Raw genomic sequence first — 26116 nt, 5'->3', positions numbered from 1 at the left:
CTCCCTCGACGGCGACCGTGACAGCGGCGCGACGGGCGGCGCCGGGAAGGGGGCCGGCGGCGGTTCCGGCCGCCGCCGTACCGTCCGGCCCGACGCCGGCTGCTGGGCAGGGTGCTGGACCTGCCGCTGAACCCCGTCCGCCGGCCGCGCGCACGGCCGGCGGACGGGGGGAGTGGATGGTCACGCCCGGCGCAGCACCGTCGAGAGGACCTCGCGCAGCGCCGCCGCGGGATCGGCCACCGCGCCCTCCGCCCGCCAGGCCACGAACCCGTCCGGGCGTACGAGCACGGCGCCGTCGGCGGCCAGCCGGTGGACCTCGGTCCAGGGGGCGCCGCCCGCCGGGACCAGGTCCGCGCCCGGCGCGGAGCCGATCGTGTAGGCCTCCAGCCGTACCCTCAGCTCCCGGGCCACCTGTTCCGCGGCCGCCCGCCACGGCGTACCCGAGCCGCTGAGCAGCACGAAGGAGCGCTCGTACAGGTCAAGGGTGGAGATCCGCTCGCTGCCCCTGGTCAGCCACATGTGCGGGGCCCGGGTCCCGGTGTCGCCCATCGACTGGAGCGTCTCCGGGATGACCGGCCGTCCCGGGGTGCCGCCGACGAACGCGCCCTGCGGGTAGCAGTAGGCCATCGCCGTGGTGAGGACACCGCTGCCCGGTCCGCCGCCCATGGTGGGCGGAGGCGCGTACCCGGGGTGGCTGTGTTCGGCCGAACGGGCGGACGCCCGCTCGCTCGTGGCCCTGGCCACCGGAAGCCGCTCGGCCTGGTAGGTGTCGAGCAGCTCGATGCCCGCCGACCCGTCCAGTACCGCGGCGATCTTCCACGCCAGGTTGTGCGCGTCCTGGATACCGGTGTTGGAGCCGAAGGCCCCGGTGGGGGACATCTCGTGGGCGGCGTCGCCGGCCAGGAACACCCGGCCGGACGCATACCGCTCCGCCACCCGTTCGGCCGCGTGCCACGGAGCCTTGCCGCCGATCTCCACGTCCAGGTCGGGTACGCCGACCGCCTCGCGGATCTGGTCCACGCACCGCTCGTCGGTGAAGTCCTCCAGGGTTTCGCCCTGGTCGGGGTGCCAGGGGGCGTGGAAGACCCACTGGGTGTCGTTGTCCACCGGCAGCAGCGCCCCGTCGGCGCCCGGCCGCATCAGGTAGCAGACGATGAAGCGCAGGTCGCCCAGCACCTTCACCAGCCGCTCCGAGCGGAAGGTGACGCTGACGTTGTGGAACAGCTCGCCGTTACCCGTCTGGGGGATCCGCAGCTGTTCGCGGACGGGGCTGCGCGGCCCGTCGGCCGCGATCAGGAAGTCCGCCCGCACCGTGATGTGCTGGCCCGTCGTGCGGTCCTTCACCACGGCGTTCACCCCGGTGGGGTCCTGGTCGAAGCTCATCAGCTCGTTGCCGAAACGGATGTCGGCGCCCTGCGCCCGGCTCTGCTCGGCCAGCACCGGCTCGATGTTGTTCTGGCTGCACAGGCACCACTGCGTCGGGCTGAAACGCGCCAGCGCGCCGGACGGGTCGATCGACTTGATCAGCCAGTTGTGATCGGCGGTGTCGGTCAGCGACCGCGCCTGCAGAATGCCCTGAATGCCCTCCAGTACGGACGCCGCCCGGCGGATCGCGTGCTCCGCCCCCGCTGTGCGGTACAGCTCCATCGTCCGGGCGTTGATGCCACGGCCGCGCGGGTGCGGGGAGGTACCGGAGTGCTTCTCGACCAGCAGGTGCCTCACTCCGTGGCGGCTCAGGAAAAGCGAGGTGGACAGGCCCACGAGGGAGCCGCCCACGACGAGAACCGGTACGCGAACATCGGCGTTGTCTTCCATCAGCTGCGGGCTCCTGTTTTCTGTGTGGGGGAGTGGACTCTTTATGCCCCCGATCCGGGATGAGGCCCAGTTGATTCGCCGGTTGTCACCCGCTTGATCCCGACATGTAGCGGTACGCCCCTACCCGGATGACGATGAGCGACAGCGGCTCCCCCCGGACGCGCCGGCCTGTCCTTCCCCGGTGAGGCGGCCGCCGGCCCGGGCGGACGCCACCGGTGACGGACGAGGGGTCCGTACGCGATGGATCTCCACCCCCTCATGAAGGAGTGAGTAGATGACAACCACCCTGTCCGAACGGGTGTCGCAGTCAGCCTTCGACGGCTCCATGCTCCGGGTCGTCCTTCTGATGGATCTCCACGAGGGGACCCAGCAGCGGTTCTTCGAGGCGTACGAAAAGCTCCGCAACGACATCGCGTCGGTCCCGGGCCACATCAGCGACCAGCTGTGCCAGTCCTTCGAGGACCCCTCGCAGTGGCTGATCACGAGCGAGTGGGAGAGCGCCCCGCAGTACCTCGCCTGGGTGAACAGCGAGCACCACGCCGAACAGGTGCGGCCGCTCGGCGCGTGCGCGCGCTCCATGCGCCCGCTGAAGTTCACCGTCCTGCGCGAGACCGGCAGGGGCTACGACCAGGCGTCCCGCCCGTCCACGGCACGCCTGCAGGCCACGCCCCGGCTGGGCGCCGGGATCGTGCGCCACGCCCTCACCTTCACGGTGAAGCCGGGAAGCGAGAAGGACGTCGCGGCCATCCTCTCCAGTTACGCCTCACCGACGGCCCGCGTCGACGACCACACCCGCCTGTGCCGCACCTCGCTGTTCATGCACGGCAACCGGGTGGTGCGCACGGTCGAGGTCCAGGGCGACCTGATGGCGGCCCTGCGGCACGTCTCGGAACAGCCCGAGGTACGCGCCGTCGAGGAGGCCATCAACCCCTACCTCGAACAGGACCGGGACCTCGGCGACCCGGAATCGGCCCGCATGTTCTTCATGCGCGCCGCCGTCCCGGCCGTCCACCACATCGCCGCACCCGAACCCGAGTCGGCCGAGGTGCAGCGGCACGCGGTCTTCTACCCGGCCAAGCCCGGCTGCGGCCAGGCGCTCGCCAGGTTCCTCGCCCGGCAGGACGAGACGGCCGCGCGCCGGTCCAAGAGCCCCGTCCGGAGCAGCAGCATCTTCCAGCGCGACGACATCGTCGTCCGGCTGATCGACGTGCGCGGCCCGCTGGAGGCCGACCCCGAGACCGTCTACGGCATCTCGGGCCCCCGCAAGGCCGCGGTGCTCGACCGCCTGACGGTCGCGCCCGGCGGGCGGGGCCGCGCCGCGCACCACACCATGAACCTGATCACCGACCGCCGGGCACCCGCGCAGTCCTGATCCCTCCCGGGGCCCGTCCGTTCCGGCCCCGCCCCAGCCCCGCCCGACCCCCCACCCCCGGACCCCCGACCCACCCGATCTCCGTCGAGGCTCTCCCCACACGCCAGGAGGCACCCACCATGACCCAACAGCGCCCACGCATCGTGGACCTGAGCGAGACGCCGCCCAACCGCCGGCGCGGTGGCGACCTGCGGGCCGTACTCACCCCGACGTCGGTGGGTTCGACCAGCGGCTTCATGGGCCTGGCCATCATGGCCCCCGGAGAGTCGATCGCCGAGCACTACCACCCGTACTCCGAGGAGTTCGTGTACGTCGTCAGCGGCCGGCTGGAGGTCGACCTCGACGGGGAGCCCCACCCGCTGCGCACCGACCAGGGACTCCTGGTCCCGCTGAACACCCGGCACCGCTTCCGCAACGTCGGGGACACCGAAGCCCGCATGGTCTTCCACCTCGGCCCCCTCGCCCCGCGCCCCGAACTGGGGCACGTGGACACCGAGCAGGCCCCGAACCCGGAGGGAACCGCATGGGAGCAGCCGCCGGACCGTACCGGAGCGGTCTCGTGACCCGCCGACGGGTGGCCGTCACCGGAGTGGGCGTCGTCGCGCCCGGCGGCATCGGCGTCCGCGACTTCTGGGACCTGCTGGCCAACGGGCGTACGGCGACACGGGGCATCAGCCTCTTCGACCCGACGGGATTCCGCTCCCGGATAGCCGCCGAGGTCGACTTCGACCCCGCCGCGCACGGCCTCGACGACGAGGAGGCGGCCCGTGCGGACCGGTACATCCAGTTCGCCCTGGTCGCCGCCCGCGAGGCGGTGCGCGACGCCGGACTCGACCTCACCTCGGACGAGGCCTGGCGGACCGGTGTCTCCCTCGGCACCGCCGTCGGCGGCACCACCCGGCTGGAGCACGACTACGTCGCCGTGAGCCAGTCCGGCTCCTGGTGGGACGTGGACCACAAGCTGGCCGGCCGGCACCTGCACCGGGCTTTCACACCGGCCACCCTCGCCTCCGCCGTCGCGGAGGAGACGGGAGCACGCGGCCCCGTCCAGACCGTCTCCACCGGCTGCACCTCGGGACTCGACGCCATCGGGTACGCGGTGCACGCCATCGCGGAAGGCCGGATGGACGTGTGCATCGCCGGAGCCTCGGACTCGCCGATATCGCCGATCACGGTGGCCTGCTTCGACGCCATCAAGGCGACCTCGCCGAACAACGACGACCCGGCGCACGCCTCCCGGCCGTTCGACGCCGACCGGGACGGCTTCGTCCTCGGCGAAGGCGGCGCCGTCCTCGTGCTCGAAGAGCTGGAACACGCCCGCGCCCGCGGTGCGACCGTCTACTGCGAGATCGGCGGCTACGCCACCTTCGGCAACGCCCACCACATGACCGGGCTGACCACCGAGGGCCTGGAGATGGCCCGGGCCATCGAAACCGCCCTCGCCCAGGCCGGGATCGCCGCCGACGAGATCGACTACGTCAACGCGCACGGTTCGGGCACCAAGCAGAACGACCGCCACGAGACCGCGGCGGTCAAGAAGGTCCTGGGCGAGCACGCCTACCGGACGCCGATGACCTCCATCAAGTCCATGGTGGGTCACTCCCTCGGCGCCATCGGGGCCATCGAACTCGCGGCCTGCGTCCTCGCCATGGTCCACCAGGTGGTGCCGCCGACCGCCAACTACGAGACCCCGGACCCCGAGTGCGACCTGGACTACGTGCCCAAGGTCGCCCGGGACCGGAAACTGCGCAGCGTGCTCTCCGTGGGCAGCGGCTTCGGCGGCTTCCAGTCCGCCGTGGTCATGACCCGGCCGAAGGAGGAGGTCTCGTGACCAGCCGTACGGTCATCACCGGCATCGGGGTCGTCGCCCCCAACGGCATCGGCGCCGACGCCTTCTGGAAGGCGACCCAGTCCGGCCAGAGCGTCCTGGACCGGGTCACCAGGGCGGGCTGCGAGCACCTGCCGCTGCGCGTCGCGGGCGAGGTCCGGGGTTTTGAACCCGGCGCCCTGGTCGAGGACCGCTTCCTCGTCCAGACCGACCGGTTCACCCACCACGCCCTCGCCGCGGCCGACCTCGCCCTGGAGGACGCCCGGCTCGGCCGGGCCGACTACGAGGGCGACCCCTTCGCCTTCGGGGTCGTCACCGCCGCCGGTTCCGGCGGTGGTGAGTTCGGCCAGCGCGAACTGCAGCACCTGTGGGAACAGGGGCCGCGCTTCGTCGGCCCGTACCAGTCGATCGCCTGGTTCTACGCGGCGAGCACCGGCCAGATCTCCATCCGCCGCGGACTGAAGGGACCCTGCGGGGTCGTCTGCAGCGACGAGGCGGGCGGGCTCGACGCCTTCGCGCACGCCGACCGGGCGATCCGCCGGGGCAGCCGGGCCATGCTGGTCGGAGCGACGGAGGCGCCCCTCGCGCCGTACTCCATCGTCTGCCAGCTGGAGTACGAGGGCCTGAGCACGCGGGACGACCCGGAACGCGCCTACCGCCCCTTCACGGACCAGGCCTGCGGCTATGTCCCCGCCGAGGGCGGCGCGATGTTCGTCGTCGAGGACGAGGACGAGGCCCGCCGGCGCGGCGCCACCGCCCGCGCCGTCCTGGCCGGCCACGCCGCGACCTTCAGTGGCACCCGGCGGCCGGACGAGGCCGGCGAGGGACTGGCCCACGCGGTCCGCGGCGCGCTCCGGGAAGCCGGATGCGCCCCCGAGGACATCGACGTGGTCTTCGCCGACGCCCTCGGGACACCCGAGGCCGACGCGGCCGAAGCGGCCGCGATCCTGCGCTCCCTGGGCGACCACGGACGGAAGGTGCCGGTCACGGCGCCCAAGTCCGGTACGGGACGGGCGTACTGCGCGGCACCCGCCCTCGACACGGCCGCCGCGGTCATGGCGCTGGAGCACGGCGTCGTCCCGCCGACCCCGAACGTCTACGACGTGTGCCACGACCTCGACGTGGTGACGGGCAGTGCCCGGCAGGCGGACCTGCGCACCGCGCTGGTGCTCAGCCGCGGCCGGATGGGATCGAACTCCGCGCTCGTCGTCCGCAAGGCCTCCCCGGCGGCCTCGTAGGCCGCCGGGGCCCGCGCGGCCCCTCACAGGAAGGGACCACCCCCATGTCCGACCGACTGACCGTGGAGGAACTGGCGGCCCTGATGAAGACCGCCGGCATCACCGTCGATCCCGCCGAGATGGCGAGCCGCCCGGACTCGTCGTTCGACGAGTACGGCCTCGATTCGCTGGGCCTGCTGGGCATCGTCGGTGAACTGGAGAACCGGCGCGGGCGGGCCCTGCCCACCGACGCCGACCGCTGCAAGACCCCCGGGGAATTCCTCGACCTCGTCAACCACAGCCTGATGACCGGAGCCTGACATGCCAGGACACACCGAGAACGAGATCACCGTCAACGCGCCCGTGGAGCTCGTCTGGGAGATGACCAACGACCTCCCGAGCTGGCCGCAGCTGTTCAGTGAGTACGCCTCGCTCGAAATCCTCGACCAGAAGGGCGACACGACCACGTTCCGCCTGACCATGCACCCCGACGAGAACGGCAAGGTGTGGAGCTGGGTCTCGGAGCGGACCGTCGACCGCCAGGGCCTCACGGTCCGCGCCCGACGGGTCGAGACGGGCCCCTTCGCCCACATGGACATCCACTGGCAGTACTTCAAGGTGCCCGGCGGCACCCGGATGAAGTGGACGCAGGACTTCGCGATGAAGCCGGAAGCACCCGTGGACGACGCCTGGATGACCGACAACATCAACCGCAACTCCCCGATCCAGATGGCGCTCATCCGGGACAAGATCGAGCAGCGCGCACGCGAGAGCCACGCCCCCGCCGCCAGCCGTATCTGAGAACGAAAGGCAAGCAGCCGGATGAACGACACGCACCGCGCCCTCATCGTCGCCCGCATGGCGCCGGGTTCGGGCCCCGACATCGCCGAGCTCTTCGCGGACTCCGACGCCGGTGAACTGCCGCGCCTGGTAGGGGTCACACGCCGGAGCCTCTTCCAGTTCGGCGACGTCTACATGCACTTCATCGAGGCGGACCGGCCGCCCGGGCCGGCCATCGCCAAGGTCACGGAACACCCCGAGTTCCGCAGGCTGAGCGACCGGCTCCAGGCGTACATCAGCCCGCACGACCCGGAGACCTGGCGCAGTCCGAAGGACGCGATGGCCCACGAGTTCTACCGCTGGGAGAGCCCCGGCGCGAAGTGACCCGGCGGCCCGGACGGGACCCGCACACCGGCGTGTGCGGGTCCCGCCGCGCGTCGGCCGCCCGCCCCGTCGCCGCCCGCCGGGGCCTGCCACCGGCGGCCCGAGCCAGAACAGCAGACAGCAGCAGAGGAGCAGGAGACGGCATGAACCCGACCGACACCGACCACTTCCCGGCGGATCCGGGCCGCCCGCACGACGGCGAGCACCCGCGCACCTCGCTGCGCGCGCTCGTCCTGTCCGGGTCCTCGCGCACCGGCTCCGTCAACGTCCGGCTCGCGGCCCTCGTCGCCGCGATGGTGCGCGACGCCGGGGCCGTCGCGGAACCCGTCACCCTCCGTGACTTCCCCATGCCGCCCTACGACGGCGACGCCGAGGCCGGCGACGGACTGCCGGAGGGGGCCCTCGCCCTGTGCAGACGGATCGAGTCCGCGCACGCGCTGATCATCGCCTCGCCCGAGTACAACGCCTCCGTGCCGGGCGTCCTGAAGAACGCCGTGGACTGGGTCTCCCGCTACCGCCCGCAGCCCTTCAAGGACAAACAGACCCTGCTGGTCTCGGCCTCCCCCTCGATGGTCGGGGGCAACCGGGGACTGTGGGCCCTGCGCGTCCCCCTCGAACACCTCGGCGCCCGCGTCTACCCCGACATGTTCAGCCTGGCCGGTGCGCACCAGGCCTTCGCCGAGGACGGCGCCCTGACCGACCCGGGCCTCGGTGAGCGGCTCACCGCCACGATCGGCTCCTTCCTCGACCTCGTCGAGGCCGACACCCGCTACCTGTGCCTGCAGCGCCGCTGGTACGAGTTCCTGGGCGACCGCACCGACGCCCCGGTGACCGCCCGCGCCCAGGACTAGGGGGTGTCCGGCGGATCAGGGTCGCACAGCCCCTAGGACTGATCATCACCGGCCACGAGGGGTGAGCTATGTTTGGCGCGAGTGACGTGAGAAGGAGGCCCTCCGGTGTCATCGGGGCAGCAGGCACGCGCGCAAGCGGCTGCGATCACGCCGAGCGGTCAGCCGGCCACTGAGGTCCGCCCTCCGGCCGACCGGCTCCTCGCGCTCTTCGACGGCCGCCGCCTGTCCCCGGGCCAGCGGCGCATCGCGCAGTACCTGATCGACCACCTCACCGAGGCCGCCTTCCTCTCGATCACCGAGCTCGCCGAGCGGGTGGGCGTGAGCCAGCCCTCGGTGACCCGCTTCGCGGCCTCCCTGGGCTTCAGCGGCTACCCGGCGCTGCGCGACGTGCTCCAGCCGATCGCGCTGAGCGCGGTGGCCGGCGCCCAGGACACCCGAGAGCAGATCCGTCGCAACGAACTGCAGGCCGCCGTCGACGCGGAGATCGAGAACCTGGAGAACGTGCGCCGGCTGCTCGCCGACACCAACCAGGTGCTGGACATCGGCCGTGAGCTGGCCGCGTCGGTGCCGCTGACGATCCTCGGGCTGCGTATCTCGGTCTCCCTGGCGGAGTACTTCGCGTACGCCGCCCGGCGCATCCACCCCGACGTGCGCCTCGTGACGCGAGGCGGCAGCGTCGCCTTCGACGCGCTGCTCCAGTCCCGCGCGGCCGGCGGGACCTGGGTGCTGGCGTTCGCCATGCCGCGGCACGCCAAGGAGACCCTGTCGGCCATCCGGGCAGCCCGCAGTACGGGGCTGCGGGTGGTCCTGATCACCGATCCCACCCTCGGACCGCTGGTGGACGAGGCGGACGTGGCCCTGACGGCGGCGACCGGCTCCCGCCTGGTGTTCGACTCCTACGCGGCGCCCGGGATGCTCTCGGCGGCCCTGCTGCAGGCGATGGCGGACGCGGATCCCGAGCGGACCCAGGCCCGGCTGGAGGACTACGAGCACGTGGCCGACCAGCACGGCTTTTTCCTGTAGCGGTTCCTAGCCGCTCCGCTCCGGCTTCACCAGGCCATATTCAGCCTTCGAAGTGCATGAAATTTTTCATACGCTTGCTTACTCGACGGTATATATGTTTACTGACGACGGCGCTCCTGATCCACCAGATGCCAAGGAGGACGACCCCACGTCCTCTCGAACGCGCCGCGGTACGACGAACCTCCTCCTCACGTCGCGACCGCGGGACGAGTCCAGGCTTACGGATCCCGCAGAGCGCCCATGGCGGCCTCGGTCAACCCCTGGGCCGAGGCCGCCCCTTCAGAACGTCTCGATCAGAGCTTCGACACCACTCGGAAGTGACGAGAATGCCCCAGACGGCCACGTTTACGCTCAGCCCGGACTGGCCCCTGCAGGTCAAGGCGCCAGGTACGCACGACTGGGAGCGCACGGCGACGCGCTGGCTGCGTGACCTCCTCCCGGCCCGCTACGGCGGCTACCTGACGCTCACCCGTCACCACGCGCTCCTCGCCCGGCACGTCCAGCTCCAGCTGCAGCACGAGATGCGCGCGGTGCGGGCGGCCCTGCAGACCAGCCGCGCCGAGCTGCCCACGATGGGCATAGCCGAGTCGGTCATCGAGAACTCGATCAGGATGTACGCCCTGGAGCTGGAGCAGCTCGGCCGCCTCTCGCGCGGTGCGCGGCTCGTCTCGGACGCGCTCCTGGTGGGCACCCCCGCCCAGCGCCGGCGCTGACCGGCCTCAGACCGGCTGCCACGAGCGCAGCCGGGCGGCGACGTCGAAGACGCTGACGCGCAGCATGCGGATGTCGGTGATCAGGTCGCGCCACTGCTCGTAGGAGGCCTCCACCGCCTTGCCGGAGGCCTCTATATAGGCGACGGCGACCCCGTAGGCGAAGTACTCGTTCGAGGTGGGCAGCGGCCGGAGCAGCACGATCGCGTCCAGCAGGGCGGCCGCGCGCCAGTAGGCGTCGGGGTCGTCCACCTCCAGGCTGGGCGTGTTGACCCGGTGCCGGGCCACGGCGGCGACCAGGGCGGAGTGGTCGGCCACCGCCACGTCCTTGAACAGCGCCTCCTGCCGCTCCAGCAGCCAGCGGTGATCGATGTGCAGTTCCACGCGTCCGAGTATCCCCGCCGCGGGCCCGGCCGTGGGGCTTTTCGGACCGGCCCGACGGCCGGTTCGCGGCGACCGTCCCGTCCCGGCCACGTGGCCGGATCGGATCCGACCGCGCAGAGGTGTTCCGCAGCGGGACTTTGCCTCCTACGGTGCGTGCAGCACAGTTCCGGGACCTGGAGGCAGCGTGAAGCGCGAGATCGACATCGACATCGACCAGCTGGTGGCCGCCATGCGGGCGGTCGACGAGGCGGGGCGGCTCTTCGAGGAGGCGCTCGCGGCGTACGAGTCACGCGGCCTCAAGCGCACCAGCGACGACTTCAAGGTGGCCGGCGGCTGCGTGCAGACGCTCCAGGGCGCCGAGGAGATGGCCCTGGGCACCCGGAAGTTCCTCGCCGAGCTCGCGCTGATCCTCGGCTACGCGACGGCGGGCGTCGAGGACCGGGTGGCCGCCCGGCCGGCGGTGGTCCGGGCCGGATTCACCGGCATCGGCGGCGGCGGGGCCCGGATGGCTCGCCCGCTGCTGGACCCCACGCTGCGCGGCCTGCGACTGCTGCTCGACATCGACTTCTTCGAGCCCGCCTTCAAGGACGAGATCGAGGCGGTCGTCCTGGCCGAGAAGGCCACCTACCCCGACCCCGCCACGTTCCGCATCCGCGCCTCGGCGGACGCGGCCGCCTCCGTCGGCCGGAAGCGCTGACTCCCGGGATGCCGGACCGGGCCGCTCCGGGGAGGCTGGGGGTATGCGTCATGCGCCCGTCGTCGTGCACCGGATCTTCCCGTCGGGAGGCCGGCAGGTGACCCTGCGGACCGCCGACCGGGAGGAGCCCCTCGGCCTGGCCCGTTCGGACGAGGACCTCATCGAGTTCCTGCGGCGTGCGGGCATGCCGGACCCCGACGACGTCGTCCTCGGCGGCGCCGAACTGGTGGAGTGGCAGTCCGACACCCCGCACGTCTACGAGGCAGACCCACCGACGGATGACCTCCCCTGAGCCCGGCCGCCGGACCGCCCCCCTCCGAACCGTTCCGGAACACCGTCCGGGCAGGTCACGACGAGGTCGCCGGCGGCGGTGCGGCGCCCGAGGAGGCCGCTGCGGAACCAGCCGTCCCGGGTGAAGGCGCGCGCGTCGTGCTCGGGCGCCCGGTAGTAGCCGCGCACGGTGCACGGGCCGCGGAAGTGGAGTTCACCGGGCTCGCCGTCGGGCACGTCCTCGCCGTCGGCGCCGACGACGCGGATCTCGTCGTCGGGGGAGAGCGGGCGGCCCCGCGTGCCGGGCACGGCCCCGTCCGGAACCGGGGCCGGGGTCGGGTCCGCGGGCGGGGTGAGGGTGAGCGGGCCCTCGGCCCTGCAGAAGACCTGTTGCAGGCGGCAGCCCAGCGCGGAGGCGAGCCGTTGGGCGGTCGCCGGGTGCGGGGGCGCCTCGCCGCCGATCTGTACGAGACGCAGGCTGCTCAGGCCGGCCCGCGGCGCCGCCGCGAGCGCGTCGAGCCAGCCCTGGGCGACATCGGGCACCACCGACGTGACGGTGACCCGTTCCCGGGCGATGGCCGCAAGGCACTCGGCGGGATCCGGGTCCTCGGCCAGCACGACGGTGCCGCCGGCCGAGAGGGTGCCGATGATGCCGGGACTGCCGAGGGCGAAGGACGTCGTGGCGGGCAGCGCGGCGAGGTACACGTCGTCCTCGGTGAGCGACACCGCCTCGGCGCACGCCGCCGCCTGGTAGGCGTAGTCGTTGTGCGTGCGCGGCACGAGCAACGGCGATTCGGCGCCGGTGCCGGCGGACGGCAGGAGGAACGCCACCTGGCCGGCGCTCACGGCCGGCGGCGGCGCGGGCGGGGCGTCGACGGAGTCCAGCGGGAAGTAGTGGCAGCCCGACGGGTCGGTGGTGTAACCGCCGTACGGGGACGAGGTGCCCGGCGGCTCACGGGTGAACACCCGCCGCAGGAACGGCCCCCGGGCCGCGATGCCGGCCGCCATCGCCGTGTGGTCGAAGCCCTCGTACGTGGAGGGGCCGACGTAGCCGACGGCCTGGGTGACGTGGACCAGGTGCGAGACCTCGGGGGCGCGGTGCGTGACCGGGCACACCACGGGGATAGCTCCGGCACGCATCAGCGCGAAGACGGTGACGACGAACTCGGGGACGTTCGGCAGCTGGACGACGACCCGCTGCCCGGGCCGCAGGGCGAGCAGGCGGAAGCCGGCCGCCATGCGGTCCACGCGCCGGTTCAGGGCCGCGTACGTCAGGCGCGTGCCGTCGCCGGACACCAGCGCGGTGCGCGGTCCGTACTCCAGGGCCCAGCCCCGCAGCAGGCTGTCCAGCGTGGTGCCGCGCCAGTGCCCGGCCGCCCAGTAGCGGTCGACGAACCCCTGGGGCCAGGGCGTGCAGCCGTCGAGCATGGATGTCATGCGCTTCCCTCGGTGCCGGTGACGTGCGGAGGCCGGCACGACGCCGGCCTCAGGGAAGCCAAACCGGCCGCACCGCCGCGCACAAGGCGCCGTCCCGACCACGGATGTGACGCGCCCTCGGCAGAACACCCAACGAACGGCGCCCACCAGCAGGAACGGACCCGCACCGCACCCTCTAGGGTGGCGTGGTGACGAACGAGGGTGTGGGCATGGACGACGACCGGGTGCTGTACGGGTGCATGGGCCTCGGCGGGAGCTGGGAGCCGGGACCGTACGGACCCGGTGACATCGACGCCGCCGAGGCGGCCGTCGAGGCCGCCCTCGACAGCGGGATCACGGCCTTCGACCACGCCGACATCTACCGGCACGGCAAGTCCGAGGCCGTGTTCGGCGAAGTCCTCGCGCGGACGCCCGGACTGCGCGACCGCATCACGCTGCAGACCAAGTGCGGGATCCGGCTCGGCGACGAGGACCGCCCGGGCCTGTACGACCTGCGCGGGGAGACCATCACCCGCCGGGTGGAGGAGAGCCTCACCCGGCTGAGGACGGACGTGATCGATGTCCTGCTGCTGCACCGCCCCGACCCCCTGGCGGACGTGGACTCCGTCGCGGCGGCGCTGACCTCCCTGCACCGGCAGGGCCTGGTACGGCGCTTCGGCGTGTCCAACATGGGCGCCGCACAGATCGCCCACCTCCAGGCCCGGCTGGAGCTGCCGCTCGTGGCCAACCAGCTGGAGATGAGCCTGCACCACCGCGACTGGGTGGAGGCCGGGGTGCTGCTCAACACCCCCGCCGCCACGGCCGACGGCTTTCCCTTCGGCACCCTGGAACACTGCCGCGACCACGGCATCCGTCTCCAGGCGTGGGGTGCCCTGGCCCAGGGCCGGTTCACCGGCCGCCAGCAGACGCCGGCCGAGCGGGCCACCGCCGAGCTGCTGGCCGAGCTGGCCCGGCGCAAGGGCACGACGCCCGAGACGGTCCTGCTGTGGTGGCTGATCCGGCACCCGTCGCGGATCGCCCCCGTCATCGGCACGGCCCGCCCCGACCGCATCCGCGCCTGCCGCGACGCGGCCGTGCGCGAACCCGACCTCACGCACGAGGAGTGGTACGAGCTCTGGGTCACGGCCCGCGGCGTCCCGCTGCCCTGACCGGCGGACACGCACGCCGGCTGCCCCGTCAGCACGCCGACGCCGCGCAACCCGTACGGCTTCGCCGGCCTGAGCGGGCTGACGGCGACGGCACGTGGGCGCCGCGGTGGAGCCGTTCCGGCGGCGGTTCCGCACGGCCGAGGTACCCGATTCCCATCCGTACTTGTGGGTACTGCGGCCGAACGGCGCCGGATTTGATAGTTCTGGACAGGTCCGGTGTGAGAAACCTGCGGGAAGGACTGGGCATGTTCGATCTACTGCGCCCGGAGACCGTCATGTGCCCCTTCTGCAAGGCGACCGCCGCCGACGGTGCGGTGCGCACGCTGCGGACGGGGGCGGGCTCCCTCTCGGTGACCTGGCACGCCCTGAACTGCCCGCACTACGCCGCCGACCGCATCCTCGCCGAGCAGGAGAGCTGAGGTCCGCACCCGGGCCGCGTCACGCCGAGGTGCCGGCCTCCGCACCGCGCGGCTCCGCCTCCCGGGCGGCCCGCCGGCGCAGTGCGTCCTCGTCGGTGTCCGCGTCGTACGAGATCAGCTTCGGCAGCAGCGCGGCCAGCACCGCCACCGAGGCCACACAGGCCAGCCCCCCGCTCCAGAAGGCGGGCCGGGTCCCCGTCCAGCCCGCCATGGTGCCCGCCCGGACCTGGCCGAGCTGGGGGCCCACGCTGTACGAGAGCACCTCGATGCCCGCCAGCCGGCCGCGCAGCTCCTCGGGGATCGTCTGGTTCCAGATCGTGGCGCGGCCCAGCCCGCTCAGCATGTCGGCGGCGCCCGCCACCGCGAGGCAGGCCAGCACCAGCCAGATGCCGGGCGCCACACCGGCCGCGGCGATCGCCAGACCCCAGACCGCCGCGCCGAACACCACCAGCAGCCCGTGCCGCCGCACCCGGGAGGCCCAGCCGCTGGTCAGCCCCAGCAGCATCGACCCCACCGCCCCGGCCGCGTACATCAGACCCAGCGCCCACACCGCGTCCAGCTCGTCCGCGAGGAACGGGAAGATCGTGTTCGGGAAGGCGAAGAGCATCGCCGCGAGGTCCACGGCGTACGTCCCCAGCAGCACCGGCCGGCTCCAGGCGTAGCGCGCGCCCTCGGCGATCCCGCGCAGCGACGGACGCTCGGCGCCCTCGACGGGCGGGGCCGGACCGAGCCGCGAGCACAGCACGACGGAGCCGAGGAAGCCCGCCACCGTGACGGCATAGGCCGAGGCGTGACCGGCGTAGGCGACGACCAGGCCGGCCAGCGCCGGACCGAGGATCGCCCCGAACTGGTAGCGCAGCCCGTTGAGCGCCGCGGCGGCCGTCAGCTGGTCGTGCGGCACGATCCGCGTCATCAGCGAGTCCAGGGCCGGCCGCTGCAGCCCGGCGAGGGCCGACACGCCCGCCGCGACCACGTACAGCGGCCAGAGCAGCGGGTCGGGCAGCAGCGCGTTCACCAGGAGCACCAGGGCCAGCACCCCGAGCCCGGCCTCGGTCAGCAGGATCATCCGCCGCCGGTCGACCGCGTCCGCGAGCGCGCCCCCGTACAGCCCGAAGACCACCAGCGGGACCAGCTCCACCGCACCCATCGCGCCGACGGCCAGCGGTGAGCCGGTGAGGTGCTTGATCTGCAGCGGCAGCGCGATCATCGCCATGAAGGAGCCGAAGTACGTCACCGTCCCCTGGTAGAACAGGAGCCGGAAGTCACGGCTGGAACGCCACGGGGCGAGGTCGGGCAGTACGGCCGTCAGTCGGGAGGTGCTCACGGCAGGCCATCGTGCGCCGCCCGCCCCGATCGGGGCAAAGGGTTTTCTTCCGGGCCCGCCGTGGCACCCATGGTCCATGCCGCCGCCGGTGTCACCGTTCCTGCGTACCGCCGCGTCGTACGCCTGGCGCCTGCTCGTCGTCGGCGCCGCCGTCTACGTGGTCTTCGCCCTGCTGGGCAAGTTCCACGAGATCGCCGTCGCGGTCTTCCTCGGCCTCGTCGTCACCGCCCTGCTGTGGACGCCCACCCGTCGCCTCGCCCGGGCCGTGCCCCGCACGATCGCCGTCGCCGTGAGCCTCCTGGGCAGTGCGCTGCTCCTGCTGGGCGTGCTGACCCTGGTCGGCGAGGCGGTGGCGGGAGAGACCACGACCCTGGCCCGGGAGTTCCGCGCGGGACTCGCCAGCATCGAGGCGTGGCTGGAGAAGCCGCCCTTCCGGCTGAACCGGGAGGCCCTCTCCGACGTCCAGTCCCGGATCGGTGAGTACCTCTCCAGCCACCGCTCCACGGTCCTCAGCCAGGCGGTCAGCGGAGCGGGCCGGCTCGTCCACGTCCTCACCGTCCTCGCCCTCGCCGTCTTCTGCTCCTTCTTCTTCCTGCACGGCGGCGACCGCCAGTGGGCGTGGTTCTGCGACCAGCTGCCCGAGACGGCACGGGAACGCGTGACGATCGCCGGCCGCGCGGGCTGGCGCACTTTCACCGGATACACCCACGGAATCATGGTGGTCGCGGCGACGAACGCGGTCCTCGTGGGGCTGGCGCTGTACCTCCTCGGGGTCCCGCTGGCCGTGCCGCTGGCGCTGCTGGAGTTCTTCGCCGCCTTCATCCCCCTCATCGGGTCACCGGTCGCGCTGGCGGTCGCCGCGGTGGTCGCCCTCGCCGCGAAGGGCCCGCTCGTCGCGGGGATCGTCGTCGCGCTCATCGTGGTCATCGGCCAGATCGAGGGACACCTGCTGCATCCGCTGGTGATGAGCCGGGCCGTCCGCCTGCACCCGCTGGTCGTGGCGATCTCGGTGGTCGCGGGCGCGATCGCCGCCGGCGTGGTCGGCGCCGTGGTCGCGGTCCCGCTGGTTTCCGTCGTCTGGTCGGTCCACTCGGCCCTGCGCGACGCCCGCGGCCCGCTTCCTGCACAATCGCCTGATGAGCGATGAAGACCCCTACCTGTGGCTGGAAGACGTATCCGGCGAAGCCGCCCTCGCCTGGGTCCGGGAGCGCAACGCCGAGACCGTCGACGCGCTGACCGGCGACCCCGGCTTCAAGGTGCTCGAGCAGGAGATGCGCGAGGTGCTGGACGACGACGGGCGGATCCCCTACGTCGTCCGCCGCGGCCGCCACCTGTACAACTTCTGGCAGGACGCCGACCACGTACGCGGCCTGTGGCGGCGCACCACCCTGGAGGAGTACCGCACGGACCGCCCGGACTGGGAGGTGCTCCTGGACCTCGACGCGCTGGCCGAGGCCGAGGGGGAGAAGTGGGCCTGGGCCGGCAGCAGGGTTCTCGCCCCCGAGCACCGGCACGCCCTGGTCCTGCTCTCCCGGGACGGCGCCGACGCCTGCGTGGTGCGCGAGTTCGATCTGGAGACCCTGGAGTTCGTCGCGGACGGGTTCACGGTCCCCGAGGCCAAGACCCGGATCGGGTGGATCGACCACGACCGGGTCTGGATCGGGACCGACTTCGGGCCCGGCTCGATGTCCCCGTCCGGCTACCCGCTCCAGGTGCGCCGCTGGCTGCGCGGCACACCCCTCGAAGCCGCCGAGCTCGTCTACCGGGGCGGCCCGTCCGACCTGTCCGCCTCCGGCTGGCACGACGACACCCCCGGCTTCGAGCGGGACTTCGTCCACCGGCAGATCGACTTCTGGAACCAGGAGCTGTTCCTCCTCCCCGAGGACGGCAACGGCCCGCCCGTGAAGATCGACGTACCGGACGACGCGAGCGCCTCCGTCCACCGGGAATGGCTGACCGTCACCACCAGGACGCCGTGGCTCGGGCACCCGGCGGGCACCCTCCTCGCCTTCGACCTCGCCGCGTTCCTGGAGGGGGCGCGGGAGGCCGAGGTGCTGTTCACCCCCGACGAGCGCACCGCCCTCGCCGGGTACAGCTGGACCCGAAACCACCTCATCCTCACTACCCGGGCCGACGTCTCCTCCGCCATGGAGCTGCTCACCCCCGGCCCGGACGGCTGGAGCCGGGCACCGCTGCCGGGCCTGCCGGCCCTGTCCACCGCCTCGGTCACCTGCACCGACCCGGACGTCGGCGACGAGTACTTCCACCTCGTCACCGGCTTCCTCCAGCCCTCCACGCTCTACCGGGGCACGGCGGGGGGCGAGGACGACAGCGAGCCCGTCAAGCAGAGCCCGGCGCTCTTCGACACCACCGGCCTCACCGTCAGCCAGTTCTTCGCGACCTCCGCGGACGGCACCCGGGTGCCGTACTTCGTCGTGGGTCCCGAGGACCGGCCCGGTCCCGGACCCACCCTGCTCTACGGCTACGGGGGCTTCGAGATCTCCATGGTCCCCTCCTACAGTGCGGTCACCGGCCGCGCCTGGCTCGCGCGCGGCGGCACCTACGTCGTCGCCGGTATCCGGGGCGGGCACGAGTACGGGCCCGCCTGGCACCGGGCGGCGCTCGGCGCGAACCGGGTCCGGGCGTACGAGGACTTCGCGGCCGTCGCCCGGGACCTCGTCGCCCGGGACATCACCACCCCGGCCCAGCTGGGCATCGAGGGCGGAAGCAACGGCGGCCTCCTCATGGGCGCGATGCTCACCCGCGAACCGGAACTGTTCGGCGCGGTCGTCGCGCACGTGCCGCTGCTGGACATGCTCCGCTTCCACAAGCTCCTCGCCGGCGCCAGCTGGATCGCCGAGTACGGCGACCCGGACGACCCCGCGGACCGGCCCCACCTGGAGGAGATCTCCCCCTACCACCGGATCCGGGCGGACGGGCCCGCGTACCCGCCGCTGCTCCTGCTCACCTCGACCCGCGACGACCGCGTCCACCCCGGGCACGCCCGCAAGATGGCCGCCCGGCTGCGCGAGGCCGGTCACCCGGTGTTCTTCCACGAGCACATCGGCGGTGGCCACGCGGGCGCCACGGACCACCGCCAGACGGCCTTCAACGAGGCCCTCGTGCACACCTTCCTGTGGGAGCGCCTGACCCCGGCGACGTGAGCGGCCGGCCGGGCCCGCGCGCACCGCGTGCCCGGCCCCGCGTCAAGGGATCCCCCGCGTCAAGGGATCCCCCGCGTCAGGGGATCCCCACGGTGCGGGAGCCGGCCACGGCCGTCCCGGCGTCACCGGGGTCCCTGCGGCGCGCGAGCGGCGGCGGCCGGCACCCGGCCCCGGGGCAGGAGGGCCGCCGCGGCGAGACCGCCGAGGCCCAGGACCGCCAGGGTGACCATGGCGGCTCCGTAGGCGCGGGTGGTGAGACCGGAGACGAGGATGGTGCCGGCGACCGCCGTGCCGAGCGAGGAGCCCAGGTTCGACACGCTGCGCGACAGGCCGGAGATCTCGCCCTGCCGCTCCTCGGGGAAGCTCGACTGCACGACGTTGACCGACGGGGTCAGCATCACGCCGAGGCCCAGGCCGATCAGCAGCAGTCCGGGAGCGAAGGCCCAGGGGTTCGGGGAACCGCCCACCAGGGCGAGCAGGAGGGCGATGCCGACGATCGTCGTGACGAAGCCCGTCATGACCAGGACCCGCTGCGTGTACCGCTGCGCCAGGCGTTCGGCGGCCAGCGACGTGGCGAGCAGGCCGAGCGTGGCGGCGGTGAAGATCACGCCGGTCCGGATCGCGTCGTACCCGCGCACGACCTGCAGGTAGGCCGCCACGGTGAACGAGGTCCCCATCAGCAGCAGCCACTGGATGTTCTGGGTGACCAGACCGAGGTTGGAGGTGCGGTCGCGGAACAGGCTCGTCGACAGCAGCGGTTCCTCGCCGGCGCGTTCCTTCGCGCGTACCGACCGGAAGAACCACAGCAGCACCAGCGCACCGAGGACGAGCAGACCCGCCATCAGCCAGACGTTGTCGTCGGCCGCCAGGATGCCCGTGACGACGAGGATGAGGCCGACCGCCGAGAGGACCGCTCCCGCGGTGTCGAAGGGGCGGCCGGGATCCGGTGGCAGCGGGTCCTCGATCCGGCGGCTCAGCAGGATGATCACGGCGATCACCAGGACCTGGAAGACGAAGGCAGCCCGCCAGCTGATGGCCGAGGTGATGAGTCCCCCGATCAGCGGTCCGGCGGCGGCGCCGACGCCGCCGAGCGCCATGATGGCCCCGAACGCGCGGGCGCGCGAGGCCACATCGGTGAAGAGCAGCGTGGTGAGGATGTACACGGGAGGGATGAGCAGCGCCGTGCCGATGCCCTCCAGGATGGAGTTGCCGAGGATGAGGACGCCCAGGCCCGGGGCGAGCGCGCTCAGCAGGGCGCCGACGCCGTAGACGGTGAGACCGGCCAGGAAGCACCGCTTGCGGCCGTAGCGGTCGGTCAGCTTGCCTCCCGGGATCATCAGCGCGGCCATCACCAGGAGGAAGATCGTGATGGTGATCTGCACGCCCTGCACGGTCGTGTCCAGGTCCGTGCTGATGTCGTTGATCATCACGTTCATGTTGGAACCGGCGAAGCTGCAGATGAACTGCGCGAGGGCGAGCGGGGCCAGGACTCCGCGCAGCCCGCCCCGCGGTCCGCCCGGCGGTCCGCCGCCCGTGGAGCCCGGGGAGGCCGGCCCCGCGTCACCCATCGCTGCCTCCCGCCGCCTCCGCCCGGTCGAGCTGCTCGTCCAGGGCGAGGGCCGCCGCGATCAGGGCGAGGTGGGTGAAGGCCTGCGGGAAGTTGCCCAGTTGCTCACCGGACGGCCCGATCTCCTCGGCGAACAGGCCGACATGGTTGGCGTAGGTCAGCATCTTGTCGAAGGCGTACCGGGCTTGCTGCGGCTTGCCGGCCCGGGCGAGGGCTTCCACGTACAGGAAGCTGCAGAGGTTGAAGGTGCCTTCGGAGCCGCGCAGTCCGTCCGGGGAGGCTTCCGGGTTGTAGCGGTAGACCAGGCTGTCGCTGACCAGTTCCCGGTCCATGGCGGCGAGGGTGCTGAGCCAGAGCGGGTCGGTGGGGGAGAGGAAACCGACCCGGGGCATGAGCAGCAGCGAGGCGTCCAGCACGTCGGTCCCGTAGTGCTGGGCGAACGCCTGCTTCTCCGCGTTCCAGCCGCGCTCGACGATCTGCGCGAAGACCGTGTCGCGCACCTCGCGCCACCGGTCGATGTGGCCCGGGCGGGAGAACGCGTCGGCCAGGCGGATGCCCCGTTCGAAGGCCACCCACGTCATGAGGCGGCTGAAGGTGAAGTCCTGGCGGCCGCCCCGGGTCTCCCAGATGCCCTCGTCGGGGCGGTCCCAGTGGTCGGCGAGCCAGTCGAGGACGCCGGCGTACGCCTGCCACCCCTTGATCCCGCCCATGTCCCGGGTCTGGGCCAGGGCGTCGGAGGCCTCGCCGTAGATGTCGAGCTGGATCTGGTCGGCGGCCGCGTTGCCGGCCCGTACCGGCCTGGACCCGGCGTAGCCCTCCAGGTGGTCCAGGACCACCTCGGTCAGCCGGGGTTCGCCGTCGACTCGGTACATGATCTGCAGCGGCTCGCCCGAGGCGGTGCCGCCGGCGGCGAGCCGGTCGAGCAGCCAGCGGCGGAACGCGGCGGCCTCCTCGGCGAAGCCGAGGTCGATCAGGGCCTTGACCGACAGGGAGGCGTCGCGGACCCAGGTGAACCGGTAGTCCCAGTTGCGCTCGCCGCCGACCTGCTCGGGCAGTCCCATGGTGAGCGCGGCGATCGGCGCGCCGGTGGGGGCGTAGGTGAGCAGCTTGAGGGTGATCGCCGAGCGGTGGACGATGTCGCGCCAGCGGCCGCGGTAGGTGCAGGAGCGCAGCCACCCGTGCCAGAAGGTGCGGCAGGCCTGCAGTTCCTCGCTGATGCCCGCGGCCGACAGCGGAGGCGGCGCCGCGCTGTCGTCGGCGTCGCTGGTCAGCACCACGGCGGCCACGTTCCCCGCGGTCAGGGTGAAACGGGCGGTGGCGTCGTCGCCGTCGCGCCGCAGCCCGAGGGGGCCCGAGGCCCCGGCGACCTGGAGGTACAGCCGGGTGCCCGGACCGTGGAAGACGACCGAGGCCTCGTCGGTCTGTTCGAACGTGTGGGAGGCGCGCCCGTAGTCGAATCGCGGCCGGCATGCGAGGTCGAAGTCCAGACTGCCCCGGACCACGCGCACCACGCGGACCAGCCGGTGCCGCCGCGTCGGGGTGGTGGTGTTCAGGGGGACCATGAAGTCGGCGACCTCGCCGACCCCGCCGGGCCCCATGTACCGGGTGACGAGCACCGCCGTGTCCGCCTGGTAGAGCTGGCGGACCACGGTGCCGGGCTCGTGGGCGAGGTCGGCGGAGAGTTTGCAGTAGCCCCCGCGCTCGCTGTCGAGGAGGGACGCGAAGACGCTGGGGGAGTCGAACCGTGGTGTGCACCACCAGTCGACCGTGCCCTGCGAGGACACCAGCGCGGCGGTCTGCAGGTCGCCGACCATTCCGTGATCGGCGATGGGCGGGTAGGCGTTCACGAGCGGCTCCCTCACCCCGTTGCGGGGACCAGGCAGCCCGGGCGCGCTGCACGCCCCTGACCGGGAGCCGTGCCGGCCCGCGATCACCGGGGTCTGCGGTGCCACGGACTGCCACGGTGCGTCGTCACATCAAGGGTGCCCCGGCCCTGTGGCCACCGCATTCCGGAGCCCGTCACGGCGGTCCCGGGGCCTTTCAGGCCGCCCTGCGGCGCAGGAGGACCCGGACGGCGATGCCGCAGAGCAGGAGGACTCCGGCGCCGGCACCGGCCCACAGCGCGATCTCGCCCACGGACCGGCCGTCGTCCCGCGCGGCGGCCGTCGCACCGCCGGTCCCGCTCTGCGTGCCGTCGCCGTTCGCAGCGGACGGCGCCTTCCCCTGGGTGGCGTCGTCACCGAAGAAGAACACCGGGCCGTTTCCGGGTCGCGGCGTGCCGGAGACGTCCACGGTCAGCGAGATCGGTACGAGGACGCCCTTCGCCTTGTCACCCGGTTCGGCGACCTGCGCCTGGATGTAGTACGTGCCGGGCACGTCGTACCCCTTGGAGGCGGAGCTCTTGGTGTCGTCCCCCTCGGTGATCTCCCAGGGCCCGCAGACCCGTTCGATGCGCCCGGTCCTGCCCCTGATCAGCTCGGTCAGGTTGTGGTCCGTGTTGCACTGTGCCGCTTCCCGCTGGGCGTTGTAGACGGTGACGCCCCACCCGGCGGTGGTGGCGTGCGGGAAGTCGGCCGGGATGTCCACGCCGGCCTTGACCGTCAGTTTCTGGCCGGCCTTCAGCTCCACCCGCCAGAAGGGGGCCTCGCCGACGGCGATCGACTGCCGGTGGGTACCCGGCCCGATGGGGGTGGCGCTGTTGAAGGAGAAGCCGCCCTCCGCGTCGGCACCGGTGCGGGGCTCCGGGGTCCGTGCTCCGGCCTGCTGGGTCGTGGCGTCGGCGATGCCGACGAGGAGCTCCACGGGCATCGGCTTGTCGCCGGACTTCGTCACGTCGTTCTCGACGATGATGCAGCCGGTGTCATCGGGAGCGGGCTCGTCGTTGCCCGATCCGGGCTTGCTGCGGCCTCCGGTGGTGATGACGTTCGCCCACCCCATCGACTGGTCGAACTCGCGCAGCCACGCGCGGGGTTGCCCGTCTCCCGGCGGACCGGCGGCGACGGTGATCATGGAGCCCCGCCCGTACCCCTGCTCGGCGACGGCCGTGGCACTGACCTGGAGCCGCTGGTCGGTCCGCTTCTTGACCTTGTAGTAGAGGTCGCGTCCCCCGGTGAACTTGTCGAGGTACTGGCCGGGTGCGACCAGCGGAGCGTCCTGGCAGCCGTTCAGGGAGCCGGAGACCGGCTTTCCGGTGGCCTGGTAGGTCCGCCACCCCTTGCGGAACAGGGTGCCCAGGTTGCCGGTCAGCGAGTCGGCGTCCTGGGCGTCCGCGTACGAGCCGCCGGTCACGTCGGCGATGCACTTCAGCTGCGTGCGCGCCGAGGAGGGCGTGCGGAAACCGACGACGTCCACGGCGAGGTCGACCCCCTGGGCCTTCAGTTCGCGGGCCACGTCGCACGGCGGGGGCGGCGCGCAGGTGTCCTCCCCGTCCGAGACCAGGACGATCCGGCGGTTGCCGGTCGTGCCGAGGTCCTTGGCGGCTTCGCGGAGGTAGACGCCGATCGGCGTGAACCCGGCCGCCGTGAAGCCCTCGACCCGCTTCTTGGCGTCGGCACGCGCCGCCCGGTCCATCGCGGCGACCGGCAGGACCTGCTGCGTGTCGGCGCAGCCCTGCTTCTTGTCCTGTCCGGGATAGGTGGCGCCATAGACGCGCAGCCCCAGCGGGGCCTGCTCGGGAGCGGTCTCGATGATCCGGGTGACCGCCTGCTTGGCGGCGGCGAGGCGGGTCCGGCCGCCCGCGTCGTTCTCGTTCATCGACCCGGACAGGTCCAGGACCAGGACGATCCGGGCGGGCTCCGGAGTCTCGGGCGCCGCGGGGGAGGCGCTCGCCGCCGGCGCCAGGAGCGCGGTGAGCAGCAGCACGGGAAGGGCGGCGAGCACGCGACGTCGGCGTGGGCTCGGATGCATGAAGGTGATCTCCAGGAGGTTCGTCCGTCGGCCCCTGGGCGGTAAGCGGTCAGGGAACGGGCGCTCGGGGACGGTGGGACGTGTTCTTGCGCCGGGCACCAGCGCAGCAGAATGTGATCATCTTTTCCAGGGTCCATGAGTGCAGACAATGGAAGGCCGCAGCCGTCGCCGCGGCGCGAGCGGAAGGTGCCGGATGAAGCCGTCGGCTGGTGAACGAGGCCGCCTCAAGGGGATTCTGCGGGCGCGCCGGGCCGCCATCGACCCCGTGGAGGCGGGGTTCCCCCAGCGCCGGCCCGGTCCGGGCAGGCGGGCCGCCGGTCTGAGCCAGGAACAGATGGACGTGCTGCTGACGCGCACCCCGGGCACGTACAACCGGTTCGAGAACGGTCAGATCGGCCGCCCCGGCAGCGATCTCCTGACCGCGGTCGCGCGGACGCTGCGGCTCGACGAGCCGGAGTGGGCGTTCCTGTGGCTGGTCATGCGCAGGGAGAGCCCGCCGCACCCCCTGCACGGCAGCGCGGGGACGTCCATCGCCGGGGCCTGGCAGCGGGTCACCGACCACATCCGGGGCGCGCTGGCGTACGTCAACGACGCCGAATGGAACGTCATCGTGCACAACGAGGAGTTCCGTCGCTTCTTCCCCCGCGGCCAGGCGCCTTCCAACATCATGCGCTGGATGCTGCTGACCCCCGAGGCCCGCACCGACGTCCTGATGGACTGGGAGACCGTGTGGGCGCCGGCCATGATGCCCCACCTCAAGCACAGTGTGGAGCTGCGCCCGGGGAACCCGGCGCTCGGCCGCCTCGCGCGCGACGTCCTCGACGACCCCGTGACCGGACCCCTCTACCGGGAGCACGCCGGTGCCCCCATCCCGTACCACGACGGTTCCGAACTCCCCGTCCGGCACGCCGTCCACGGCCCCGGCCGGCTCACCACCTGCCTCGCCGAACCGGTGACGGCTCCCGGGGCCCGCATCAACCTCAGCTTCTACACGCCCGCGGACGCGCCCTGACCCCTGCGGAGGGTCTCGACCCGCTGCTCGATCGCGGTGATCAGCGCCTCGACCCGGGCCCGGAAGATCTCGTCGTCCGTCACCTCGGCCAGCTGTGTGCTCAGCCGGGTGATGTTCGGGAACCCCTGGGCGTCGACCAGGCGGTACTCACGGCTCCATGAGGCCTCGTCGGCCGCCCTGACGTCCGGGTCGAACAGCAGGTAGGCGGCGCGCTGGCCGACGTACGCCAGGAGCGAGTCGCCGACCATGCGGTAGTGGACGGCCGCCTCGGCGCCGTCCAGCCCGGCCTCCATGACGGCGCCGAGGATGAGCTCGACCACCCGGAACTCGTTCGGCCGCCGGGTGGTCCGGCTGGCCATGGTCGAACCGACCACCGGGTACTTCAGCGCGACCTCCAGCGAGCCGTCCGCGAGCGCCCGCAGCCGGCCCTTCCAGTCGAGGCCCTCGGGAATGCGGTCGAGGACCTCGCCCAGCGTGCGGTCGGCGACGGACAGCAGGAGCTCGTCCTTGTCGCGGAAGTGCCGGTAGATCGCCGTCGGGTCGGCGCCGAGCTCCTCGCCGAGGCGGCGGACGGTGAAGGCGTCCTCGCTGCCGCGGGCGGCGATGCGCAGGCTCGCCTCGATGATCGCGTCCGGTGTGAGCTGGCTGCCCGCACGCTTGGACCGGACTGGGGTGTCGGATGGCTTCGGCATGGTGCGGCCAGTGTATCGATGCGGAACGGAGTTGGCGCAACATCGTTGACAACAGTGTTGCGCTCCCGTTCACTCCTCCTCAACAACAAGCCGAGCGGGTCCGCCCGCCGAGCCGG

At 72.6% G+C, this 26116-nt stretch carries 25 protein-coding genes; 17 read left to right on the top strand and 8 right to left on the bottom strand.

The genetic code is table 11. The features are described 5' to 3' along the window. Positions 1–180: 180 nt before the first annotated feature. A complete protein-coding gene (locus tag NRK68_RS02770) occupies positions 181–1815 on the bottom strand; it encodes an FAD-dependent oxidoreductase (RefSeq protein WP_257854772.1) in 1635 nt (544 codons plus the stop codon). A gap of 274 nt (positions 1816–2089) precedes the next feature. Here NRK68_RS02770 and NRK68_RS02765 point away from each other — a divergent pair, with 274 nt between their 5' ends. From NRK68_RS02765 to NRK68_RS02720, 10 genes are all read left to right on the top strand, one after another. Next, on the top strand, positions 2090–3187 hold the full coding sequence (locus NRK68_RS02765; protein ID WP_257854771.1) for a SchA/CurD-like domain-containing protein: 1098 nt from the start codon (positions 2090–2092) through the stop codon (positions 3185–3187). Positions 3188–3306: 119 nt separating this feature from the next. Beyond that, a complete protein-coding gene (locus NRK68_RS02760) occupies positions 3307–3750 on the top strand; it encodes a cupin domain-containing protein (RefSeq protein WP_030965476.1) in 444 nt (147 codons plus the stop codon). Beyond that, on the top strand, positions 3747–5018 hold the full coding sequence (locus tag NRK68_RS02755; protein ID WP_183065919.1) for a beta-ketoacyl-[acyl-carrier-protein] synthase family protein: 1272 nt from the start codon (positions 3747–3749) through the stop codon (positions 5016–5018). The genes NRK68_RS02760 and NRK68_RS02755 overlap by 4 nt, the downstream gene beginning before the upstream one ends. Next, the gene (locus NRK68_RS02750; protein WP_183065920.1) at positions 5015–6253 is read left to right on the top strand and encodes a beta-ketoacyl synthase N-terminal-like domain-containing protein; all 1239 of its coding nucleotides are present in this window, start codon (positions 5015–5017) and stop codon (positions 6251–6253) included. The genes NRK68_RS02755 and NRK68_RS02750 overlap by 4 nt, the downstream gene beginning before the upstream one ends. A 44-nt stretch (positions 6254–6297) precedes the next feature. Further along, positions 6298–6552 carry an acyl carrier protein gene (locus NRK68_RS02745; protein WP_030965472.1) on the top strand — a complete coding sequence of 85 codons (255 nt, stop codon included), beginning with the start codon at positions 6298–6300 and terminating at the stop codon, positions 6550–6552. Between the two features lies 1 nt (position 6553). Next, positions 6554–7033 carry an SRPBCC family protein gene (locus tag NRK68_RS02740; RefSeq protein WP_183065921.1) on the top strand — a complete coding sequence of 160 codons (480 nt, stop codon included), beginning with the start codon at positions 6554–6556 and terminating at the stop codon, positions 7031–7033. Positions 7034–7054: 21 nt separating this feature from the next. After that, entirely contained in the window at positions 7055–7396 is a 342-nt protein-coding gene (locus NRK68_RS02735) for a TcmI family type II polyketide cyclase (protein WP_183065922.1), read from the top strand. A 218-nt stretch (positions 7397–7614) separates the two neighbouring features. Beyond that, positions 7615–8247, top strand: a complete 633-nt coding sequence (locus NRK68_RS02730) for an NADPH-dependent FMN reductase (protein ID WP_257857750.1) — start codon at positions 7615–7617, stop codon at positions 8245–8247. A gap of 105 nt (positions 8248–8352) precedes the next feature. Next, positions 8353–9270 (top strand): MurR/RpiR family transcriptional regulator, encoded by a 918-nt coding sequence (locus NRK68_RS02725; RefSeq protein ID WP_183065924.1) that lies wholly within the window; start codon positions 8353–8355, stop codon positions 9268–9270. Between the two features lie 326 nt (positions 9271–9596). Then, positions 9597–9983 carry a hypothetical protein gene (locus tag NRK68_RS02720; RefSeq protein ID WP_183065925.1) on the top strand — a complete coding sequence of 129 codons (387 nt, stop codon included), beginning with the start codon at positions 9597–9599 and terminating at the stop codon, positions 9981–9983. A 6-nt stretch (positions 9984–9989) separates the two neighbouring features. Here the strand turns inward: NRK68_RS02720 and NRK68_RS02715 are convergent, their stop codons facing one another. Beyond that, positions 9990–10364: a toxin Doc gene (locus tag NRK68_RS02715; protein WP_183065926.1), complete on the bottom strand. Its 375-nt coding sequence runs from the start codon at positions 10362–10364 to the stop codon at positions 9990–9992. A 184-nt stretch (positions 10365–10548) separates the two neighbouring features. Here NRK68_RS02715 and NRK68_RS02710 point away from each other — a divergent pair, with 184 nt between their 5' ends. After that, a complete protein-coding gene (locus NRK68_RS02710; protein WP_257854767.1) occupies positions 10549–11061 on the top strand; it encodes a hypothetical protein in 513 nt (170 codons plus the stop codon). A 43-nt stretch (positions 11062–11104) separates the two neighbouring features. Beyond that, positions 11105–11353 (top strand): hypothetical protein, encoded by a 249-nt coding sequence (locus NRK68_RS02705; RefSeq protein WP_183065928.1) that lies wholly within the window; start codon positions 11105–11107, stop codon positions 11351–11353. Here NRK68_RS02705 and NRK68_RS02700 read toward each other — a convergent pair. Further along, positions 11317–12768 (bottom strand): AMP-binding protein, encoded by a 1452-nt coding sequence (locus tag NRK68_RS02700; RefSeq protein ID WP_257854766.1) that lies wholly within the window; start codon positions 12766–12768, stop codon positions 11317–11319. The genes NRK68_RS02705 and NRK68_RS02700 overlap by 37 nt on opposite strands. Positions 12769–12956: 188 nt before the next feature. Between NRK68_RS02700 and NRK68_RS02695 the strand changes: the two genes are divergently transcribed. Both NRK68_RS02695 and NRK68_RS02690 read left to right on the top strand, forming a co-directional pair. Further along, positions 12957–13916 carry an aldo/keto reductase gene (locus tag NRK68_RS02695; RefSeq protein ID WP_257854765.1) on the top strand — a complete coding sequence of 320 codons (960 nt, stop codon included), beginning with the start codon at positions 12957–12959 and terminating at the stop codon, positions 13914–13916. A 245-nt stretch (positions 13917–14161) separates the two neighbouring features. After that, positions 14162–14335 carry a hypothetical protein gene (locus NRK68_RS02690; protein ID WP_157879753.1) on the top strand — a complete coding sequence of 58 codons (174 nt, stop codon included), beginning with the start codon at positions 14162–14164 and terminating at the stop codon, positions 14333–14335. A 19-nt stretch (positions 14336–14354) separates the two neighbouring features. On the opposite strand, the gene NRK68_RS02685 is transcribed toward NRK68_RS02690, so the two are convergent. Continuing rightward, on the bottom strand, positions 14355–15644 hold the full coding sequence (locus NRK68_RS02685) for an MFS transporter (protein ID WP_259656586.1): 1290 nt from the start codon (positions 15642–15644) through the stop codon (positions 14355–14357). 91 nt (positions 15645–15735) lie between these two features. Here NRK68_RS02685 and NRK68_RS02680 point away from each other — a divergent pair, with 91 nt between their 5' ends. Together NRK68_RS02680 and NRK68_RS02675 are read left to right on the top strand one after the other, a co-directional pair. Beyond that, positions 15736–16806, top strand: coding sequence for an AI-2E family transporter (locus NRK68_RS02680; protein ID WP_183065930.1), 1071 nt, complete (start codon positions 15736–15738; stop codon positions 16804–16806). Then, positions 16796–18823, top strand: a complete 2028-nt coding sequence (locus tag NRK68_RS02675; protein ID WP_183065931.1) for a prolyl oligopeptidase family serine peptidase — start codon at positions 16796–16798, stop codon at positions 18821–18823. The genes NRK68_RS02680 and NRK68_RS02675 overlap by 11 nt, the downstream gene beginning before the upstream one ends. A gap of 122 nt (positions 18824–18945) precedes the next feature. Here the strand turns inward: NRK68_RS02675 and NRK68_RS02670 are convergent, their stop codons facing one another. From NRK68_RS02670 to NRK68_RS02660, 3 genes are all read right to left on the bottom strand, one after another. Then, positions 18946–20391, bottom strand: coding sequence for an MFS transporter (locus tag NRK68_RS02670; RefSeq protein WP_373023452.1), 1446 nt, complete (start codon positions 20389–20391; stop codon positions 18946–18948). After that, the gene (locus tag NRK68_RS02665) at positions 20384–22237 is read right to left on the bottom strand and encodes a glycoside hydrolase family 15 protein (protein ID WP_257854761.1); all 1854 of its coding nucleotides are present in this window, start codon (positions 22235–22237) and stop codon (positions 20384–20386) included. The genes NRK68_RS02670 and NRK68_RS02665 overlap by 8 nt, the downstream gene beginning before the upstream one ends. Before the next feature lie 193 nt (positions 22238–22430). Further along, entirely contained in the window at positions 22431–24296 is a 1866-nt protein-coding gene (locus NRK68_RS02660; protein WP_257854760.1) for a VWA domain-containing protein, read from the bottom strand. 193 nt (positions 24297–24489) lie between these two features. Here NRK68_RS02660 and NRK68_RS02655 point away from each other — a divergent pair, with 193 nt between their 5' ends. Beyond that, positions 24490–25308, top strand: a complete 819-nt coding sequence (locus NRK68_RS02655) for an MmyB family transcriptional regulator (RefSeq protein WP_183065935.1) — start codon at positions 24490–24492, stop codon at positions 25306–25308. Here NRK68_RS02655 and NRK68_RS02650 read toward each other — a convergent pair. Then, the gene (locus NRK68_RS02650; RefSeq protein ID WP_183065936.1) at positions 25284–26000 is read right to left on the bottom strand and encodes a TetR/AcrR family transcriptional regulator; all 717 of its coding nucleotides are present in this window, start codon (positions 25998–26000) and stop codon (positions 25284–25286) included. The two genes, NRK68_RS02655 and NRK68_RS02650, sit on opposite strands and share 25 nt — an antisense overlap. Between the last annotated feature and the right edge of the window lie 116 nt (positions 26001–26116).

Origin of the sequence: Streptomyces yangpuensis, assembly GCF_024666385.1 — a bacterium.
In the GTDB taxonomy this organism is placed as follows: Bacteria; Actinomycetota; Actinomycetes; order Streptomycetales; family Streptomycetaceae; genus Streptomyces; species Streptomyces yangpuensis.
The sequence above is the reverse complement of the archived record's forward strand: the minus strand, read 5'-3'. Positions and strand labels throughout refer to the sequence as shown.

Coding starts and splice junctions, on each gene's coding strand:
- NRK68_RS02760 (WP_030965476.1), top strand. CDS start 3,307: ATGACCCAACAGCGCCCACGCATCGTGGACCTGAGCGAGACGCCGCCC.
- NRK68_RS02690 (WP_157879753.1), top strand. CDS start 14,162: ATGTTCGATCTACTGCGCCCGGAGACCGTCATGTGCCCCTTCTGCAAG.
- NRK68_RS02770 (WP_257854772.1), bottom strand. CDS start 1,815: ATGGAAGACAACGCCGATGTTCGCGTACCGGTTCTCGTCGTGGGCGGC.
- NRK68_RS02765 (WP_257854771.1), top strand. CDS start 2,090: ATGACAACCACCCTGTCCGAACGGGTGTCGCAGTCAGCCTTCGACGGC.
- NRK68_RS02675 (WP_183065931.1), top strand. CDS start 16,796: ATGAGCGATGAAGACCCCTACCTGTGGCTGGAAGACGTATCCGGCGAA.
- NRK68_RS02705 (WP_183065928.1), top strand. CDS start 11,105: ATGCGTCATGCGCCCGTCGTCGTGCACCGGATCTTCCCGTCGGGAGGC.
- NRK68_RS02735 (WP_183065922.1), top strand. CDS start 7,055: ATGAACGACACGCACCGCGCCCTCATCGTCGCCCGCATGGCGCCGGGT.
- NRK68_RS02660 (WP_257854760.1), bottom strand. CDS start 24,296: ATGCATCCGAGCCCACGCCGACGTCGCGTGCTCGCCGCCCTTCCCGTG.
- NRK68_RS02700 (WP_257854766.1), bottom strand. CDS start 12,768: ATGACATCCATGCTCGACGGCTGCACGCCCTGGCCCCAGGGGTTCGTC.
- NRK68_RS02670 (WP_373023452.1), bottom strand. CDS start 20,391: ATGGGTGACGCGGGGCCGGCCTCCCCGGGCTCCACGGGCGGCGGACCG.
- NRK68_RS02655 (WP_183065935.1), top strand. CDS start 24,490: ATGAAGCCGTCGGCTGGTGAACGAGGCCGCCTCAAGGGGATTCTGCGG.
- NRK68_RS02720 (WP_183065925.1), top strand. CDS start 9,597: ATGCCCCAGACGGCCACGTTTACGCTCAGCCCGGACTGGCCCCTGCAG.
- NRK68_RS02680 (WP_183065930.1), top strand. CDS start 15,736: ATGCCGCCGCCGGTGTCACCGTTCCTGCGTACCGCCGCGTCGTACGCC.
- NRK68_RS02650 (WP_183065936.1), bottom strand. CDS start 26,000: ATGCCGAAGCCATCCGACACCCCAGTCCGGTCCAAGCGTGCGGGCAGC.
- NRK68_RS02745 (WP_030965472.1), top strand. CDS start 6,298: ATGTCCGACCGACTGACCGTGGAGGAACTGGCGGCCCTGATGAAGACC.
- NRK68_RS02740 (WP_183065921.1), top strand. CDS start 6,554: ATGCCAGGACACACCGAGAACGAGATCACCGTCAACGCGCCCGTGGAG.